General features: G+C 75.3%; 15 protein-coding genes and 2 pseudogenes. 6 read left to right on the top strand and 11 right to left on the bottom strand.

Annotated features, from left to right (window positions below):
* Positions 1–79 precede the first annotated feature (79 nt).
* The 3 genes and pseudogenes from JD79_RS24220 to JD79_RS08340 all read right to left on the bottom strand — a co-directional run.
* Positions 80–439, bottom strand: a pseudogene (locus JD79_RS24220) (GMC family oxidoreductase N-terminal domain-containing protein); the annotation flags it as partial.
* 220 nt (positions 440–659) lie between these two features.
* Positions 660–1754 (bottom strand): annotated as a pseudogene (locus JD79_RS23640) (class I adenylate-forming enzyme family protein); the annotation flags it as partial.
* An 8-nt stretch (positions 1755–1762) separates the two neighbouring features.
* A complete protein-coding gene (locus JD79_RS08340; protein WP_110005147.1) occupies positions 1763–2629 on the bottom strand; it encodes an MBL fold metallo-hydrolase in 867 nt (288 codons plus the stop codon).
* 58 nt (positions 2630–2687) lie between these two features.
* On the opposite strand from JD79_RS08340, the gene JD79_RS22165 reads away from it, so the two are divergent.
* A complete protein-coding gene (locus tag JD79_RS22165; RefSeq protein ID WP_146220409.1) occupies positions 2688–3227 on the top strand; it encodes a hypothetical protein in 540 nt (179 codons plus the stop codon).
* Positions 3228–3291: 64 nt separating this feature from the next.
* Here JD79_RS22165 and JD79_RS08325 read toward each other — a convergent pair whose 3' ends face one another.
* The gene (locus JD79_RS08325; RefSeq protein WP_110005144.1) at positions 3292–4635 is read right to left on the bottom strand and encodes a peptidoglycan DD-metalloendopeptidase family protein; all 1344 of its coding nucleotides are present in this window, start codon (positions 4633–4635) and stop codon (positions 3292–3294) included.
* A 218-nt stretch (positions 4636–4853) separates the two neighbouring features.
* Here JD79_RS08325 and JD79_RS08320 point away from each other — a divergent pair, with 218 nt between their 5' ends.
* Both JD79_RS08320 and JD79_RS08315 read left to right on the top strand, forming a co-directional pair.
* Positions 4854–5918: a Glu/Leu/Phe/Val family dehydrogenase gene (locus tag JD79_RS08320; RefSeq protein ID WP_110007549.1), complete on the top strand. Its 1065-nt coding sequence runs from the start codon at positions 4854–4856 to the stop codon at positions 5916–5918.
* A gap of 186 nt (positions 5919–6104) precedes the next feature.
* Positions 6105–6326, top strand: coding sequence for a DUF3073 domain-containing protein (locus JD79_RS08315; RefSeq protein WP_110007548.1), 222 nt, complete (start codon positions 6105–6107; stop codon positions 6324–6326).
* A gap of 154 nt (positions 6327–6480) precedes the next feature.
* On the opposite strand, the gene purM is transcribed toward JD79_RS08315, so the two are convergent.
* Entirely contained in the window at positions 6481–7455 is a 975-nt protein-coding gene (purM, locus tag JD79_RS08310; RefSeq protein WP_245899932.1) for a phosphoribosylformylglycinamidine cyclo-ligase, read from the bottom strand.
* Positions 7452–9023, bottom strand: coding sequence for an amidophosphoribosyltransferase (gene purF / locus JD79_RS08305; protein WP_110005143.1), 1572 nt, complete (start codon positions 9021–9023; stop codon positions 7452–7454). The genes purM and purF overlap by 4 nt, the downstream gene beginning before the upstream one ends.
* A 139-nt stretch (positions 9024–9162) precedes the next feature.
* Here purF and JD79_RS08300 point away from each other — a divergent pair, with 139 nt between their 5' ends.
* The gene (locus JD79_RS08300) at positions 9163–9489 is read left to right on the top strand and encodes a hypothetical protein (protein WP_110005142.1); all 327 of its coding nucleotides are present in this window, start codon (positions 9163–9165) and stop codon (positions 9487–9489) included.
* A 26-nt stretch (positions 9490–9515) separates the two neighbouring features.
* On the opposite strand, the gene JD79_RS08295 is transcribed toward JD79_RS08300, so the two are convergent.
* Entirely contained in the window at positions 9516–10139 is a 624-nt protein-coding gene (locus JD79_RS08295; protein ID WP_110005141.1) for an MBL fold metallo-hydrolase, read from the bottom strand.
* On the bottom strand, positions 10139–11224 hold the full coding sequence (locus JD79_RS08290; RefSeq protein ID WP_110005140.1) for an S-(hydroxymethyl)mycothiol dehydrogenase: 1086 nt from the start codon (positions 11222–11224) through the stop codon (positions 10139–10141). The genes JD79_RS08295 and JD79_RS08290 overlap by 1 nt, the downstream gene beginning before the upstream one ends.
* A gap of 251 nt (positions 11225–11475) precedes the next feature.
* Here JD79_RS08290 and JD79_RS08285 point away from each other — a divergent pair, with 251 nt between their 5' ends.
* Both JD79_RS08285 and JD79_RS22535 read left to right on the top strand, forming a co-directional pair.
* On the top strand, positions 11476–12894 hold the full coding sequence (locus JD79_RS08285) for an OFA family MFS transporter (protein WP_110005139.1): 1419 nt from the start codon (positions 11476–11478) through the stop codon (positions 12892–12894).
* Positions 12891–13049, top strand: coding sequence for an MFS transporter small subunit (locus JD79_RS22535; protein WP_170149054.1), 159 nt, complete (start codon positions 12891–12893; stop codon positions 13047–13049). The genes JD79_RS08285 and JD79_RS22535 overlap by 4 nt, the downstream gene beginning before the upstream one ends.
* A gap of 29 nt (positions 13050–13078) precedes the next feature.
* On the opposite strand, the gene JD79_RS08280 is transcribed toward JD79_RS22535, so the two are convergent.
* From JD79_RS08280 to purQ, 3 genes are read right to left on the bottom strand one after another with little or no spacing between them, the layout of a single operon-like run.
* Entirely contained in the window at positions 13079–13471 is a 393-nt protein-coding gene (locus tag JD79_RS08280) for a sterol carrier family protein (RefSeq protein ID WP_110005138.1), read from the bottom strand.
* Between the two features lie 8 nt (positions 13472–13479).
* Positions 13480–15825, bottom strand: a complete 2346-nt coding sequence (gene purL, locus JD79_RS08275; protein ID WP_211307909.1) for a phosphoribosylformylglycinamidine synthase subunit PurL — start codon at positions 15823–15825, stop codon at positions 13480–13482.
* The gene (purQ, locus tag JD79_RS08270; RefSeq protein WP_110005137.1) at positions 15822–16493 is read right to left on the bottom strand and encodes a phosphoribosylformylglycinamidine synthase subunit PurQ; all 672 of its coding nucleotides are present in this window, start codon (positions 16491–16493) and stop codon (positions 15822–15824) included. Before purQ ends, purL begins: the two co-directional genes overlap by 4 nt.
* Positions 16494–16495: the final 2 nt, after the last annotated feature.

The following is a 16495-nucleotide window of genomic DNA, read 5'->3' as shown; positions in this document are numbered from 1 at the left end:
GGGGAGGAGCCGGGGGCCGGGTCACCGGCACCGGCCCGCCGCGGCCGTGCCCGGGACGGTCGCCGTACTGCCGGTCGTCCTCGAGGCGGCGCCAGGCCGGGAGCGTCGCGTCGAGGCTCCACAGGTCGTTGCCGGCCGCGGCCCAGCCGGCGTGGTCGGCCGGGGTGGCGCGGACGAAGTAGCCGCCGTTGACCGTGCTGGACCCACCGACCACGCGCCCGCGCGGCAGCGCCGCGGTCGTGCCCGGGAGGAGCTCGGCGGTGAACGACCAGTTCGCCGGGTGTCCGGGGACGGCGGCGGCGAGGGTGGCGGCGTCGCGCAGGTCGGCGGGGAAGTCGTCGGGGCGGGCGTGGTCGGCGCCGGCCTCCAGCAGCAGGACCCAGCGGCCGGCGTCGGCGAGGCGGGCCGCCAGCGCGCAGCCGGCCGACCCGGCACCCACCACGACGACGTCCCACTCCGAGGTCACAGCCCGAGGACCCCCGGGAGGTCGAGGCGGCGCACCTTGCCCGTGGAGGTGCGGGGCAGCTCGCCCAGCGGGTGCAGGCTCTTGGGCCGCTTGGCCGGGGAGAGCCGCTCACGCGCCCAGGCCCGAGGTCGGCGGGGTCGGCGCTGCCCACGTAGGCGGCGACCACCCGCTGGCCCCAGTCCTCGTCCGGGACGCCGACCACCGCGCTCTCCTCGACCCCGGGGTGCGCGTCGAGGACCGCCTCGACCTCGGCCGGGTAGACGTTCACCCCGCCGGAGATCACCAGGTCCTCGCGCCGGCCGTCGAGCCAGACGGTGCCGTCGTCGTCGACGCGGCCGAGGTCGCCCACGGTGACCAGGTCGCCCCGCCAGGCGGCCGCGGTCTTCTCCGGCGCGCGCCAGTACTCGAAGCGCGCCCACCGCGGCACCGCGCACCACAGCTGCCCGCCCTCGTCGGCCTCCAGCCGCCGGCCGGGCCGCGCGCGGCCGACGCTGCCGGGGTGCGCCCGCCAGTCCTCCGGCGAGCAGACGGTGAACTGCGCCTCGGTGGACCCGTAGAACTCCCACACGCCGCCGGCCGGGAGCGCGCCGAGCACCGCCCGCTTGAGCGGCTCGGGGCAGGGCGCGCCGGCGTGCACCAGGCGGCGGAAGGACGACCAGTCGACGTCGTCGCGGGCCACCAGCCGGCGCAGGTGCGTGGGCACGCAGAACGTCGTCGTGGGGCCGAGCCGGGTGATCGTGGCGGCGGCGCGGTCGGCGTCGAACGGGCCGGGCAGCAGCACCTCGCCGCCGGCCAGCAGCGTGTGCACGGCGAAGCGCAGCGGCGCCGAGTGGTGCAGCGGCGAGAGCACCAGGTGCCGGTCGGCGGCGGTGAACCCCCACAGCGCGATCTCCTCGGCGGCCAGCGCGCTGGCGTCGCCGTCGTCGAGGACGCCGGACCACACGCCCTTGCGCCACCCGGTCGTCCCCGACGTGTAGTGCATCGGCCGGGCCAGCGGCACGTCGGCGAGGGGCACCTCGTCGGCGCCGGTCAGGAGCCGGGCGGGGTCGCCGCCGAGGTCCAGGGCGGGGTCGGCGTCCGCGGCGAGGGCCGCCCGCTCGGCCGCCGGCAGCGCCGGGTCGAGGACGACGGGGACGATCCCGGTGCGCAGCGCGCCGAGGACGGCGGCCAGCAGCGCCGGGGACGAGGCGGCGGAGACCAGCAGCCGGTCGCCGCGCCGGAGCCCGGCCGCCCGCAGCGCCGCGGCGGCCCTCCGCTGGTCGCGCTCGCTGTCGGCGGCGCGGACCACCGGGACCGTCACGGCAGCTCCACGGCGTCGCCGTGCAGGACCACGTGGCCCTCGGCCGCGAGCTTGGCCAGCGTGGCACGGGTCGACTGCGCGGCCGCCGGCCACAGCGCCTGCGGCACGTCGGCGTAGACGTCGGCCACCACCGCGTCGACCGTGCCGGCGCCCCGGACCAGCGCGGCCAGCAGCTGGGACTCCCGGAAGGCGCGGTGGGCCAGGTAGTAGTCGAGGACGGCGGCCGGGTCCTCGGTCAGCTCGGGACCGTGGCCGCAGTACAGGGCGCTCGGGCCCAGGTCGAGCACCCGCCGCAGCGACTCCAGGTAGGCGACGACGTCACCCTCCGGGTGGGTGACCACCGACGTGCCCCGCCCCAGGACGTGGTCGCCCACCAGCACCGCGCCCGACTCCACCCGGAACGCCAGGTGGTCGGCGGTGTGCCCGGGGGTGGCGACGACGCCCAGCACCGTGCCCGCCAGGTGCAGCCGCTCGCCCGGTTCGAGCACCCGGCCCCGCGGCCCCGCGACGGCGGCGTCGGCGGCGGCCACCGGGGCGGCGAAGCGGGCGCCCCACGGCTGCGCGGCCTCGGCGTGGTCGCCGTGGTGGTGCGTGACCAGCACGGCGACGCAGCGCGCGTCACGGGCGGCCAGCGCCTCCTCCACCGCGGCGAGGTGGGCCGGGTCGTCGGGTCCGGGGTCGACGACGACCGCCTGACCGCTGCCCGGCGCGCCGACGAGGTAGGTGTTGGTCCCGTCGAGCGTCATGCCCGACGGGTTGGGCGCCAGCACGCGGGTCACCAGCGGCTCGAGGTCCGCCGTCCGCGGCAGCCCGCCGGGGGCGGGGAGGTCCCAGGTGACGCGTGGGTCGGCAGGGGCGCGCACGTCCGCACGGTAGCCGCGCGCGGACGCGGGCCGCCCGTCCGGCGGTTAGCCTCCGGGCATGCGATCGTTCCCCTCCCTCTCCCGCTCCGCGCTCGTGGCCGCGGCGGCCACGGTGATGCTCACCGCCTGCACCAGCGGCAGCAGCGGCGACGGGTCGGGGAGCGAGGAGAGCGCGGAGTCCACCAGCGCCGACACCTCGAGCTCGGCGGCTCCGAGCACCGGCTCGTCCTCGTCCAGCCCGTCGTCCTCGGGCAGCGCCGACCCCGCCGTCGCGGCGTTCTGCCAGCAGGCCGAGCAGTTCGCGACGACCCTCGGCCAGGCCCAGTCCCTCACCACGCCGCAGGAGATCGGTCCCGTGGTGCAGCAGGCGTCCGCGGCCTTCAACCAGACGACGCCCCCGGCGGAGATCGCCTCCGACTGGCAGGTGCTGGGCGGCGCCCTGCAGGCCTGGTCGGACACCGCCGGCAGCGTCGACCTCGCCTCCCCCGAGGGCCAGCAGCAGTTCAGCACCAGCGCCTCGCAGTTCCTGACGACCTTCCAGGGCGAGTCGGGCGCCAACGTGGAGTCCTACATCACCACCAACTGCCAGGGCGGCTGACCGCAGGACACGACGACGGCCCGTTCCCCGGTCGGGGCGCGGGCCGTCGTCGTGTGACGGGGGTTCAGCAGCCGCTGATGGCGACGCCGCGGGCGCGCAGCCACGGCACGGGGTCGACCTGGCCGCCGTACATGACGCCGCCGGGGTGCACCTCGAAGTGCAGGTGGGGACCGGTCGACTGACCGCGGTTGCCGACCTCGGCGATCACCTCGCCGGCGGTGACCCGCTCGCCCTTGTCGACGTACTCGGCGTTGACGTGGCCGTAGACGGTGATCGCGCCGTCGTCGCCGCGGATGTAGATCGCCAGGCCGAAGCCGGTGGCCGGGCCGGTGCGCTGCACGACGCCGGAGGTGGCGGCGTAGATCGGCGTCCCGATCGGCGCGGCGATGTCCACGCCGGCGTGCAGGAGGCCCCAGCGGTTGCCGAAGCAGCTCGACGTCCGCCCCGACGTCGGCTTGACGTAGCCCGACCCGCCGCCGGAGGCGGCCGCGCTGGTGTCCCCGCCGCCGGAGGAGCCCGAGCTCCCGCCCCCGGACGACGCCGCGGCCCGGGCGGCGGCAGCCGCGGCGGCGGCCTCCTCGGCGGCGCGGGCGGCGGCCGCGGCCGCGGCGGCCTCCTCGGCGGCCTTCTGCTGCTGCCACTGCTGGTAGGCGTCGCGGGCGCCCTGCAGCTCCAGGAGCTGGATCTGGGCGGCCTGCAGCTGCTGGTCGAGCGAGGCCTTGTTCGCCTCCGCCGTGGCGACGGCGCCCTCCTGCGCGGCCACCTGCGCGTCGGCGGCGGCCTTGGCGGCGGCGGCCTCGTCCTCGGCGGCCGCCGCGGCGTCGCGGGTGACCCGGGCGGAGGACTCGGCGTTGGCCTGCCGGACGCGGGCCACCTCGAGCTCCTCGAGCACGTCGACCTGGGTGTCGGCGACGAACTCCAGCAGCGCGGCCCGCTGCACCAGCTCGCCGGGGCCGGCGGAGTCGAGCAGCGCGGCGGCGGTGGTCATGCTGGCGCCGTCGACGTAGCTCTCCCGGGCGAAGCCGGCGATGCGGCCGAGGGCGGCCTCGACGGCGTCGGTCGCGCTCTGCAGGTCGGCGGCGGCCTGGTCGGCGGCGGCCTGCGCCTGCAGGAGGGCCTCCTCGGCGGCCAGGTAGGCGGCGCCGGCGGCCTCGGCCTGCAGGCCCAGCCGCTCGAGTTCGGTCTCGGCGGCCGCCACCTCCGCGGCCAGCCGGCCGACCTCGGCCGCGGCGGCCTCCTGGGCGGCCTGGGCGTCGGCGATCTGGCCGTCGGTCGGGTTGGGCGGCGGCTCCGGCACGGCCAGCGCCGGTCCGGCGGTGCCCAGCAGCACCGCGCCGGTGAGCAGGCCGGCCAGGGCGGCGCGCACGCTCCGGCGACGGCCGGGCCGGGCGGGACGGCACTGCGGCATCGGATGCTCCCTGGGGAAGAGGGTGGTGCGGGTACGGCGAGAAGCGTCGCCCCGTCGGCGCGCGCCCCACGGGCAACACGCGGCACGGACGTCACACCGTGACCACGCGGCACGGTCACCGACATCCGTCACACCACTTGTCGACACCCCGGGGCGGTTCCTTGAGCACCCCCGCGGGGTGATCGCTGCCACTCGGGCGCGTTCTAGGCTCGGTGCCCGTGGACGTCTTCGCATCCGGTGCCGAACAGGTGGTCTTCTGCTCCGACCCGGCCTCGGGCCTGCGGGCGGTCATCGCGGTGCACTCGACGGCCCTGGGCCCGGCCCTGGGCGGCACCCGCTTCCACCCCTACGCCACCGAGGACGAGGCCGTCGCCGACGCGCTGCGCCTGGCCCGGGCCATGTCCTACAAGAACAGCCTCGCCGGGCTCGACCTCGGCGGCGGCAAGGCCGTGGTCATCGGCGACCCGCGCACCGACAAGACCGAGGCGCGGCTGCGCGCCTACGGGCGCTTCGTCGAGGCCCTGGGCGGCCGCTACCTCACCGCCTGCGACGTGGGCACCACCAACGCCGACCTCGACGTCGTCGCCCGCGAGACCCGCTTCGCCCACGGCCGCTCCGAGGTGTACGGCGGCTGCGGGGACTCCTCGGTGCTCACCGCGTTCGGCGTCTTCCAGGGCATGCGCGCCGCCGCGCAGCACCGGTGGGGCGAGCCGACGCTGTCCGGCCGCACCGTGGCGGTCGCCGGGGTGGGGAAGGTCGGCGGCTGGCTGGTCGACCGCCTGGTGGCCGACGGCGCCGACGTCCTCGTCACCGACGTCGACCCCGCGGCCGTCGACCGGGTCCTCGCGCGCCACCCCGGCGTCGAGGCCGTCGCCGACACCGCCGCGCTGGTGCGCCGCCCGGCCGACGTCTACGCCCCCTGCGCCCTCGGAGGCGCCCTCGACGACGCGACGGTCGCCGTCCTGCAGGCCGAGGTCGTGTGCGGTGGCGCCAACAACCAGCTCGCCCACGACGGCATCGCCGACCAGCTCACGGCGCGCGGGATCCTCTACGCCCCCGACTACCTGGTGAACGCCGGCGGCGTCATCCAGGTCGAGGACGAGCGGCACGGCTTCTCCTTCGCCCGCGCCGAGGCCAAGGCGGCCGGCATCTTCGACGTCGCCCTGCGGGTCTTCCAGACCGCCGCGACCGAGGGCGTCTCCCCCGCCGTGGCGGCCGACCGGCTGGCCGAGGAGCGCATCGCGTCGGTGGGCCGGCTGGCCACCATCCGCCTGCCCCGCTGACCCGCGCGGGGGTCGCGCGTGTCGTGTACCACGGCCCCGGTCGGGGGACGGCGGGGGGAGACCCGTGCCGGTGGTCGATCCGTGTCGTAGTCTTGCTCAAGACACAGTCACTCAGTCGGGGTCGCCACGCGGGCCGTCCAGCCCGTGAGCTGGGCTCCCGTTCTCCGTTATGAGGGGGTCGAGCCGATGGGGCGCGGCCGAGCGAAGGCCAAGCAGACACGCGTGGCCCGTGAGCTCAAGTACAGCTCACCGAACACCGACCTCTCCGCGCTTCAGCGCGAGCTGGCGGGTTCTACTCCGTCTCCCTACACCGCTCCGGCGGCCAAGGACGACGACGAGGACGACGACGAGTACACCGACCGCTGGGCGGACGACGACGCCGAGGACGACTGGGCGGCCAGTCGCTGACGGTCGGCCCTCCGCCGGTCTGCTGAGCACGAGGCACCGCCGTCCCGCGAGGGGCGGCGGTGCCTGCCGTGCTCAGCGGTAGGAGCCCACGAGCCGCGCGCCGGTCCCCCGGTGGCTACGGTGCCCGCCACCCAGGCCGGCACGCCGCGGCCGGTCAGCAGGCGGACCGCCGCCTCGGCGGCCTCGGGGCGACGACGGCGACCATGCCCACGCCGCAGTTGAACGCGCGCTCGGACTCCTCGCGGGGCACGCCGTGCTCCTCGAGCAGCGACACCGCCGCCGGCAGCGCCCAGGTGCCGCGGTCGAGCACGGCCGCCAGCCCGTCGGGGACGACCCGCGCCGTGTTGCCGGCGAGCCCACCGCCGGTGATGTGCGCGAAGGCGTGCACGCCGTCGACGCCGAGTTCCCCCACCAGCGCCAGGCAGTCGAGCGCGTAGATCCGGGTCGGCTCGAGCAGCACCTCGCCGAGCGGGCGGTCCAGCCCGGTGGGGGTCGCGGCCAGGTCGAGCCCGGCGGCGGACACCACGCGGCGGACCAGCGAGTAGCCGTTGGAGTGGAACCCGCTGGAGGCCATGGCCACGACGACGTCGCCGTCGCCGACCCGCTCGGGGCCGAGCACCGCGTCGGCCTCCACGACGCCGACCGCCGTGGCGGCCAGGTCGTACTCGTCGGCGTCCATGAGGTCGCCGTGCTCGGCGGTCTCGCCGCCGACCAGGGCGGCGCCGGCCTGCTCGCACCCGGCCGCGATGCCGGTGACGATCGCGGCGACCCGCTCGGGCACGACCCGCCCGACGGCGACGTAGTCCTGCAGGAACAGCGGCTCGGCGCCGCAGGCGACCAGGTCGTCGACGACCATCGCGACCAGGTCGATGCCCACGGTGTCGTGCCGGTCCAGCTGCCGGGCGAGGGCGATCTTGGTGCCGACCCCGTCGGTGGACGAGGCGATCAGCGGGCGCCGGTAGCGGGTGGTGTCGAGGGCGAACAGCCCCGCGAAGCCGCCGAGGCCACCGACCACCTCGGGCCGGCGGGTGCGCTCGACCGCCGTCCGCATGAGGCTGACGGCGCGCTCACCGGCGTCGATGTCGACGCCGGACGCGGCGTAGGTGAACTCCCCCGCGCGGTCCGTCACGGACGACGGAGGGCGTCGTCGGCACCGCCGGGGACCGCCGGGCTGCCGGCCTGCTGGCCGGTCCAGCCGGTGACCGCCCGCTCGGCACCGTCGTCGACCCGCGGCATCGGCGTGCGACCGATGCCCTCCAGGACGTGCTTGCCGAGCACCCCGGCCTCGCCGAGCGGGATCGGGTACTCACCGGTGAAGCACGCGGTGCACAGCCGGGTGGCCGGCTGCTCGGTGGCGGCGATCAGGCCCTGCTCGGAGACGTACCCCAGCGAGTCGGCGTTGATCGACGCGCGCACCCCGTCGACGTCGAGGCCGTTGGCGACCAGCTCGGCGCGGCTGGCGAAGTCGATGCCGTAGAAGCAGGGCCACTTCACCGGCGGGCTGGAGATGCGCACGTGCACCTCCAGCGCCCCGGCCTCCCGCAGCATGCGGATCAGCGCGCGCTGGGTGTTGCCGCGCACGATCGAGTCGTCGACGACGACCAGCCGCTTGCCGCGGATGACGTCGCGCAGCGGGTTGAGCTTCAGCCGGATGCCCAGCTGCCGGATGGTCTGGCTCGGCTGGATGAAGGTGCGGCCGACGTAGGAGTTCTTGACCAGGCCCAGGCCGTAGGGGATGCCGCTGGCCTCGGCGTAGCCGACGGCGGCGGGCGTGCCGGACTCGGGCACCGGGATCACCAGGTCGGCGTCGGCGGGGTGCTCCCTGGCCAGCCGGCGGCCGATCTCCACGCGGGTGGCGTGCACCCCGCGGCCGCCGATCGTGGTGTCGGGGCGGGCGAGGTAGACGTACTCGAAGACGCAGCCCTTGGGCTCGGCCGGGGCGAAGTGCTGGCTGCGCAGGCCGTTCTCGTCGATGGCCAGCAGCTCGCCGGGCTCGACCTCGCGCACGACGGAGGCGCCGACGATGTCGAGGGCCGCGGTCTCGCTGGCGACCACCCAGCCGCGCTCGAGCCGGCCGAGGACCAGCGGACGGACGCCCTGCGGGTCGCGCGCGGCGTAGAGGGTGTCCTCGTCCATGAACGTGAAGCTGAAGGCGCCCCGCAGCTGCGGCAGCACCTCCATGGCCGCCGCCTCGACGCTCATGTCGGGACGCGCTGCGATGAGCGCCGTCACCAGGTCGGAGTCGGTGGTGGCGGTGAACGCCCCGGGGACCCCGGCGTCGGCCGCGCGGCCGGCGAGCTCCTGGGTGTTGACCAGGTTGCCGTTGTGGCACAGCGCCAGGCCGGTGCCGGCGTCGGTGGTGCGGAACGTCGGCTGGGCGTTCTCCCAGGTGGAGGCGCCGGTGGTCGAGTAGCGGGTGTGGCCGACGGCGAGGTGGCCGCGCAGGCTGCCCAGCGTGGACTCGTCGAACACCTGGCTGACCAGGCCGAGGTCCTTGTAGACGACGACCGAGGCCCCGTCGGAGACGGCGATGCCCGCTGCCTCCTGACCGCGGTGCTGGAGGGCGTACAGGCCGAAGTAGGTCAGCTTGGCGACCTCCTCCCCCGGCGCCCAGACACCGAAGACGCCACAGGCGTCCTGGGGACCGGGAGCAGAGGGGTCGAGGGCGTGCGTCAGCCGTCCGTCACCGCGAGGCACACCCCTGAGGGTACCGGCGTCGGGGGTCCGTGCCGGGGTGGCGCCCGACACCCCGGCACGTCGTCACCCGCGGTGCCGGCCGACCGGAACACGGACGCGGGTCCGGCCGTTGACCGGCGGTACGTCGAGAGGAGCCGACATGCCCGCCGACCGGCCCGACCCCAACGACTTCCTGGAAATGGCCCAGCGGATGCTGCGCGGCCTCTTCGACCCCTCGCAGGGCGACGACGAGCCCTGGTCGCGGGCGACCGACCGGGGCTCGGCCCCGTGGGAGCGCCGCCGGGAGCCGAGCGCCGAGGAGCGACGCGAGAACCTCACGTTCGCCCTCGCCACGCGCGCCGTCGAGGCGCTCGAGGACCTCGCGCTGAACGTCGCGGCGATCCGCCAGCGCCTGGAGCGCACGGCGCCGCCGGAGGCCCCTCCGGGCACCCCAGGCGACGCAGGGACCGACACCGGCCGGGGCTGATCCCGCCTCCCCCGCCGGCCGGCGCCTCAGCGCACGGAGCCGATCTCGGCGGAGATGCGGGTGTCCTCGCCGTGCCCGGTGTGGACCACCGTGTCGCCGTGCAGGCTCAGCAGCTTGCTGCGGATCGAGTCGAGGATCGTCGGCCTGTCGCTGAACGAGCGGCCCGTGGCGCCGGGCCCGCCGTGGAACAGCGTGTCCCCGGTGAAGACGGCGGCCAGGTCGGGGGCGTGCAGACAGGTGCTGCCCGGCGAGTGACCCGGGGTGTGCAGCGCCGTGAGCGAGGTGCCTGCGACGCGGAAGCGGGTGCCCTCGGCGAGCGCCTCGTCGGGCTCGGTGCCCGCGTGGACCATGTCCCAGAGCATCCGGTCGGCGGGGTGGAACCAGATCGGCGCACCGGTGGCGGCGCGCAGGTCGACCGCGGCGGTGACGTGGTCGTTGTGCCCGTGGGTGAGCACGATCGCCGTCACCCGCCGTCCGCCGATCGCTTCGACGATCGGCTCGGCGCGGTGCGGGGCGTCGATGACGAGCACCTCGTCGTCGTCGCCGACCAGCCAGACGTTGTTGTCGACGTCGAAGTCCTGGCCGTCGAGGCTGAAGACGCCGGAGACGACGGTCCTCTCGATGCGGGCGCCCCTCGTGGACCCGGCCATCAGAGGACGACCACGCTGCGCAGCACCTCGCCCTTGTGCATCTTCTCGAAGGCCTTCTCCACGTCGTCGAGCCCGATGGTCTCGGAGACGAAGTCCTCGAGCGGGAAGCGGCCCTGCAGGTACAGGTCGACCAGCATCGGGAAGTCGCGGGAGGGCAGGCAGTCGCCGTACCAGGAGGACCTCAGCGCCCCGCCGCGGCCGAACAGCTCGATCATCGGCAGCGTCAGCTGCATGTCGGGGGTGGGGACGCCCACCAGCACCACGCGGCCGGCGAGGTCGCGCGCGTAGAAGGCCTGCTCGAACACCTCCGGGCGGCCGACGGCGTCGATGGCGACGTCGACACCGAAGCCGCCGGTGTGGCCCTTGATCGCCTCGACGGCGTCGGTCCGGCGCGAGTTGACGGTGTGGGTGGCGCCGAACGCCTTCGCCCACTCCAGCTTCCGGTCGTCGACGTCGACGGCGACGATCGTGGTGGCGCCGGCCAGCTTCGCGCCGGCGATCGCGGCGTCCCCGACGCCGCCGCAGCCGAACACCGCGACCGACTCCCCGCGCTGCACCGCGCCGGTGTTGACCGCGGCGCCGACGCCGGCCATCACGCCGCAGCCGAGCAGGCCCGCGGCGGTGGCCGGGGCGGCGGGGTCGACCCTGGTGCACTGGCCGGAGTGGACGAGCGTCTTCTCCACGAACGCGCCGATGCCCAGCGCCGGGGACAGCTCGGTGCCGTCGGCCAGTGTCATCTTCTGCGCGGCGTTGTGCGTGGCGAAGCAGTAGTGCAGCTGGCCCTTGAGGCAGGCGCGGCACTGCCCGCACACGGCCCGCCAGTTGAGGACCACGAAGTCGCCGACGGCCACGTTGGTGACGCCCTCGCCGACGGCCGCCACCGTGCCGGCGGCCTCGTGGCCGAGCAGGAACGGGAAGTCGTCGTTGATGCCGCCCTCGCGGTAGTGCAGGTCGGTGTGGCAGACACCGCACGCCTGCACGTCGACGACCGCCTCACCGGGCCCCGGGTCGGGCACCAGGACCGTCTCGACGCTGACCGGTGCTCCCTTGCCGCGGGCGACGACGCCCCTCACCTCGTAGGCCATGGGGCGAGCCTAGAGAAGGGACCCTCCTGCCCCCCCAACGCCCGCCCGCTCGCGTCGGGTCCCTGCAGGGGGCCGGGGGATCGGCCGCCGTCGTCCTGCCGTCCGGCGGGGCCGGTCGATCGCGCGGGACGGGATGCCACGCAACGATCCGGTCACGCTCGGCGCGCGGGAACGACACGCCGCACGTACGTTCCCTCGTGACCCTGCCCACAGACGACCGGCCGTCCCGGTCCCCGTCCCGGAGGTCGCCCGTGGCGCTACCCGGCTTCCTGCGGCGCGAGCGCATCGTCGCCCGCCCCGGCTTCAACCGATGGCTCATCCCGCCGGCCGCCCTGGCCGTGCACCTGTGCATCGGCCAGGCCTACGCGACCAGCGTCTACAAGACCGCTCTCGTCGAGGACTTCGGCACCAGCCAGACGGCGATCGGCATCGTCTTCTCGATCGCGATCGTGATGCTGGGCCTGTCGGCCGCCCTGTTCGGCACCTGGGTCGACAGGAACGGCCCCCGGGCGGCGATGTTCACCGCGGCCTGCTTCTGGGTCACCGGGTTCGTCGTCGGGGGCATCGGCATCGAGACCCGCCAGCTGTGGCTGCTCTACCTCGGCTACGGCGTCATCGGCGGCATCGGCCTGGGCATCGGCTACATCTCGCCGGTCTCCACGCTGATCAAGTGGTTCCCCGACCGGCCGGGCCTGGCCACCGGCATGGCGATCATGGGCTTCGGCGGCGGCGCGCTCATCGCCTCACCGCTGTCCCGGCAGCTGATGAACTGGTACGACCCCGAGTACGACCCCGCCGTCGCCGGGACCGTGCCCAGCGGCGGTGCCGTCTCGGCCCTGTTCTTCACCTTCGCGGCCGTCTACCTGGTCTTCATGATGTTCGGGGCCTTCATCGTGCGGGTGCCGGCCGAGGGCTGGAGGCCGGCGGGCTTCGACCCCTCGACCGTCAAGCAGAAGGCGCTGGTCACCACCGAGAGCGTCTCGGCGCGGAACGCGGTGAAGACGCCGCAGTTCTGGCTGCTGTGGACGGTGCTGTTCTGCAACGTCACCGCGGGCATCGGCATCCTCGAGCAGGCCGCCCCGATGATCCAGGACTTCTTCCGCACCGGGGACACCTCGACGGTCGCCGTGACGGCCGCCGCGGGCTTCGTCGGCGTCCTGTCGCTGTTCAACATGGCCGGCCGCTTCGTGTGGTCCACGACGTCGGACTTCATCGGCCGCAAGCCGATCTACATGGTCTACCTCGGCGTCGGCCTGGTGCTCTACGTCGCGCTGGCCACCATCGGCAACAGCGCCACGTGGGTGTTCGTGCTGCTCGCCGCCGTGATCATCTCGTTCTACGGCGGCGGGTTCGCCACCATCCCGGCCTACCTCCGCGACCTGTTCGGCACCTACCAGGTCGGCGCCATCCACGGCCGGCTGCTCACCGCGTGGTCGGCGGCCGGCGTGGCCGGCCCGCTGATCGTCAACAGCGTCCTGGACACCCAGGGCGAGCCGGGCAGCCTGGTCGCGGCCAACTACCGGCCGGCGCTGTTCATCATGGTCGGCCTGCTCGCCGTCGGGTTCGTCGCGAACCTGCTCGTCAGGCCGGTGGCCAGCAAGTGGCACGAGCCGCACCGCGACGCCGCCGGCGCCGCCACCCCGACCCCGGAACGGAGCGCCGCCCGATGAGCACGTCGATCTCGAAGGAGCAGTCCGCGGACGCCCAGCGGCCGGTGCACACCCCGACCGGGCTGATCGCGTTCGCCTGGACGCTGGTCGGCGTACCGCTGGCCTACGGCCTGTACCAGACGGTGAAGACCGCGCTCACCCTCTTCACCGGCTGAGGAGCCGCCCCTGGGGAGCCCTCGTCGCGCTAACGGCCCCTCAGGGGCCGGAGCGGGAGGTGCTCGGAGAGGTCGGCGCGGTTGCCGCTCGCGCTGACCCTCCCCTCGGCGACGGCGTCGGCCCAGGTCAGCTCCCCCGTGGCCAGCCGCAGCCAGGTGGCCGCGTCGGTCTCGACGACGTTCGGCGGCGTACCGCGCGTGTGCCGCGGGCCGGGCACCAGCTGGACGGCGACGTGCGGCGGCACCCGCAGCTCCACCGACCGGCCGGGCACCTGCTGCGCCAGCCAGCGGGCACTGGTCTTCACCGCCGCGCCCAGCACCGACCGCGGGGGCTGCCCGGTGTCGCCGGCCAGCCAGGGGCGGACGGCGTCGACGGCGGCGCGCAGCTCCTCGGCGGGGATGGGCCTCGTCGACGAGGGCACAGCGGGCCTCAGCTGGTCGGGACGGTCCCCGCGGGGACGCTGCCGACCGTGGCCTCCGGGGTCCCGAACAGCGCCGGGAGCGTCGCCGTCCAGGCGGCCCGCAGCTCGGCCAGCGGCAGCTCCCCGACACCCTCGACGGCGAGGGCGTCCCCGCCGGTGGTGCCCAGCTCGGTGACCGCGACGCCGGCCCACTCCGCCGTCGTCCGCACCGCCTCGGGGTCGGTGGTGGTGACGACGGCGCGGGCGCCGGACTCGCTGAAGAGCGCGGTGAAGGCGTCGCCCGTCAGCCGCAGCGAGGCGCCGGTGCCGTAGCGCAGGGCCGACTCGGCCAGCGCCTGGGCCAGGCCGCCGTCGGCGAGGTCGTGCGCGGAGGTGACCAGGCCCTCGCGGCCCAGCGCCCCGAGCAGCTCGCCCAGCGCCCGCTCGGCCGCCAGGTCGACGGCGGGCGGGCGGCCGCCGAGGTGGCCGTGCACGACCGACGCCCAGGCCGACCCGCCGAACTCCGGCCGGGTCTCGCCGAGCAGCAGCACCGTCTCCCCCGCGGCGCGCCAGCCGGTGGGCACCCGGTCGCGCACGTCGTCGTGCACGCCGAGGACCCCGATGACCGGCGTCGGGTTGATCGCGACGTCGCCGGTCTGGTTGTAGAGGCTGACGTTGCCGCCGGTCACCGGCAGGCCGAGGTCGCGGCAGGCGTCGGCCAGGCCGCGGACGGCCTCGGCGAACTGCCACATGACCTCGGGCTCCTCGGGGGAGCCGAAGTTCAGGCAGTTGGTGACCGCCAGCGGCCGCGCGCCGGTGACGGCGACGTTGCGGTAGGCCTCGGCGAGGTTGAGCTGCGCGCCGGCGTAGGGGTCGAGCCGCGCGAAGCGGGCGTTGCCGTCGAGGGCCAGCGCGATGCCGCGGGAGGAGTCCTCGTCGATGCGGACCACGCCGGCGTCGTCGGGCTGCGCGAGCACGGTGTTGCCGCGGACGTAGCGGTCGTACTGCTCGGTGACCCAGGTCTTGTCCGCGCCGTCGGGGCTGGCGACGACGGCCAGCCAGTGGGCGGTCAGCTCCTCCGGCGTCGCCGGGCGGGGCAGCGCGGCGGGGTCGTCGGCCTGCAGGGCGTCGAGGTCGGCGGGGCGCCGCATCGGCCGCTCGTACACCGGGCCCTCGTGCGCCACGGTCCGCGGCGGGACGTCGACGATGCGCTCGCCGTGCCAGTCGACGGTCAGCCGGTCGCCGGCGGTGACCTCACCGATGACGGTGGCCAGCACGTCCCACCGACGGCAGACGGCGAGGAAGTCGTCGACCTTGGCCGGCTCGACGATCGCGCACATGCGCTCCTGCGACTCGCTCATCAGGATCTCCGCCGGCGTCAGCGTGCTGTCGCGCAGCGGGACGCGGTCGAGGTCGACGTGCATGCCGCCGGTGCCGGCGCTGGCCAGCTCCGACGTCGCGCAGGACAGCCCGGCGCCGCCGAGGTCCTGGATCCCGGTGACCAGGTCCTGGGCGAAGATCTCCAGGCAGGCCTCGATGAGCAGCTTCTCGGTGAACGGGTCGCCGACCTGCACGCTCGGGCGCTTGGCCGGGCCCTCCTGGTCGAAGGTCTCGCTGGCCAGCACACTCACGCCGCCGATGCCGTCGCCGCCGGTGCGGGCACCGAAGAGGACGACCTTGTTGCCCACGCCCTCGGCCTTGGCCAGCCGCACGTCCTCGTGCCGCATGACGCCGACGCACAGCGCGTTGACCAGCGGGTTGCCGGCGTAGCACTCGTCGAACAGCAGCTCGCCACCGATGTTGGGCAGCCCCAGGCAGTTGCCGTAGCCGCCGACGCCGGCGACGACGCCGGGCAGCACGCGCGCGGTGTCGGGGGCGTCGGCGCGGCCGAAGCGCAGCGAGTCCATGACGGCGACCGGGCGGGCGCCCATGGTGAGGATGTCGCGGACGATGCCGCCGACGCCGGTGGCCGCTCCCTGGTAGGGCTCGACGTAGCTCGGGTGGTTGTGGCTCTCGACCTTGAAGGTGACCGCGTAGCCGTCGCCGACGTCGACCACGCCGGCGTTCTCGCCGATGCCCACCAGCAGGTGCTCGCTGGGCGGGAGGTCGCCGAAGCGGCGCAGGTGCACCTTCGAGCTCTTGTAGGAGCAGTGCTCGCTCCACATCACCGAGTACATGGCCAGCTCGGCGGTGGTGGGCCGGCGGCCGAGGATGTCGCGGATGCGGGCGTACTCGTCGCTCTTCAGGCCGAGCTCGGCGTAGGGCTGCTCGACGTCGGCGGTGCTCTCCGCGAGCGCGACGGTGTCGAGCCGGTGCGACAGCGGGCCGGGCCCGGTGTCGAGGTCGGAGAGCCCCGCGGTGGCCGACTCGGTCATGCGCTGACGACCGCCTTCAGGACGCTGGTGAAGAAGCCGAGCCCGTCGGTCGACGGCCCGGTGAGGTCCTCGACGGCGTGCTCGGGGTGCGGCATGAGCCCGACGACGCGGCCGTCCTCGCTGGTGACACCGGCGATGTCGCGCAGGCTGCCGTTCGGGTTGCCGCCCACGTAGCGCACCGCCACCCGGCCCTCGCCCTCGAGCCGCTCGAGCTCGGCCGGCGCGGCGACGTAGCGGCCCTCACCGTTCTTGACCGGGACGACGATCTCCTGGCCGGTGCCGTACGCCGAGGTCCAGGCGGTGTCGGCCCGCTCGATGCGCAGCCGCTGGTCGCGGTTGCGGAAGTGCAGGTGGCTGTTGCGGGTGAGCGCGCCGGGCAGCAGGCCGGCCTCGCAGAGCACCTGGAAGCCGTTGCAGATGCCGAGGACGGGCATGCCCTGCCGCGCGCGGTCGACGACGTCCTGCATGAGGGGCGCGCGGGCGGCGATGGCGCCGGCACGCAGGTAGTCGCCGTAGGAGAAGCCGCCGGGCAGGACGACGGCGTCGACGCCCTTGAGGTCGTGGTCGGCGTGCCAGAGGACGACGGGCTCGGCCCCGGCGAGGCGCACCGCGCGGGCGGCGTCGACGTCGTCCAGGGAGCCGGGGAAGGTGATGATCCCGATGCGCACGG

It is taken from the genome of Geodermatophilus normandii, assembly GCF_003182485.1.
In the GTDB taxonomy this organism is placed as follows: Bacteria; Actinomycetota; Actinomycetes; order Mycobacteriales; family Geodermatophilaceae; genus Geodermatophilus; species Geodermatophilus normandii.
This window is presented reverse-complemented; position numbering and strand designations above follow the sequence as displayed.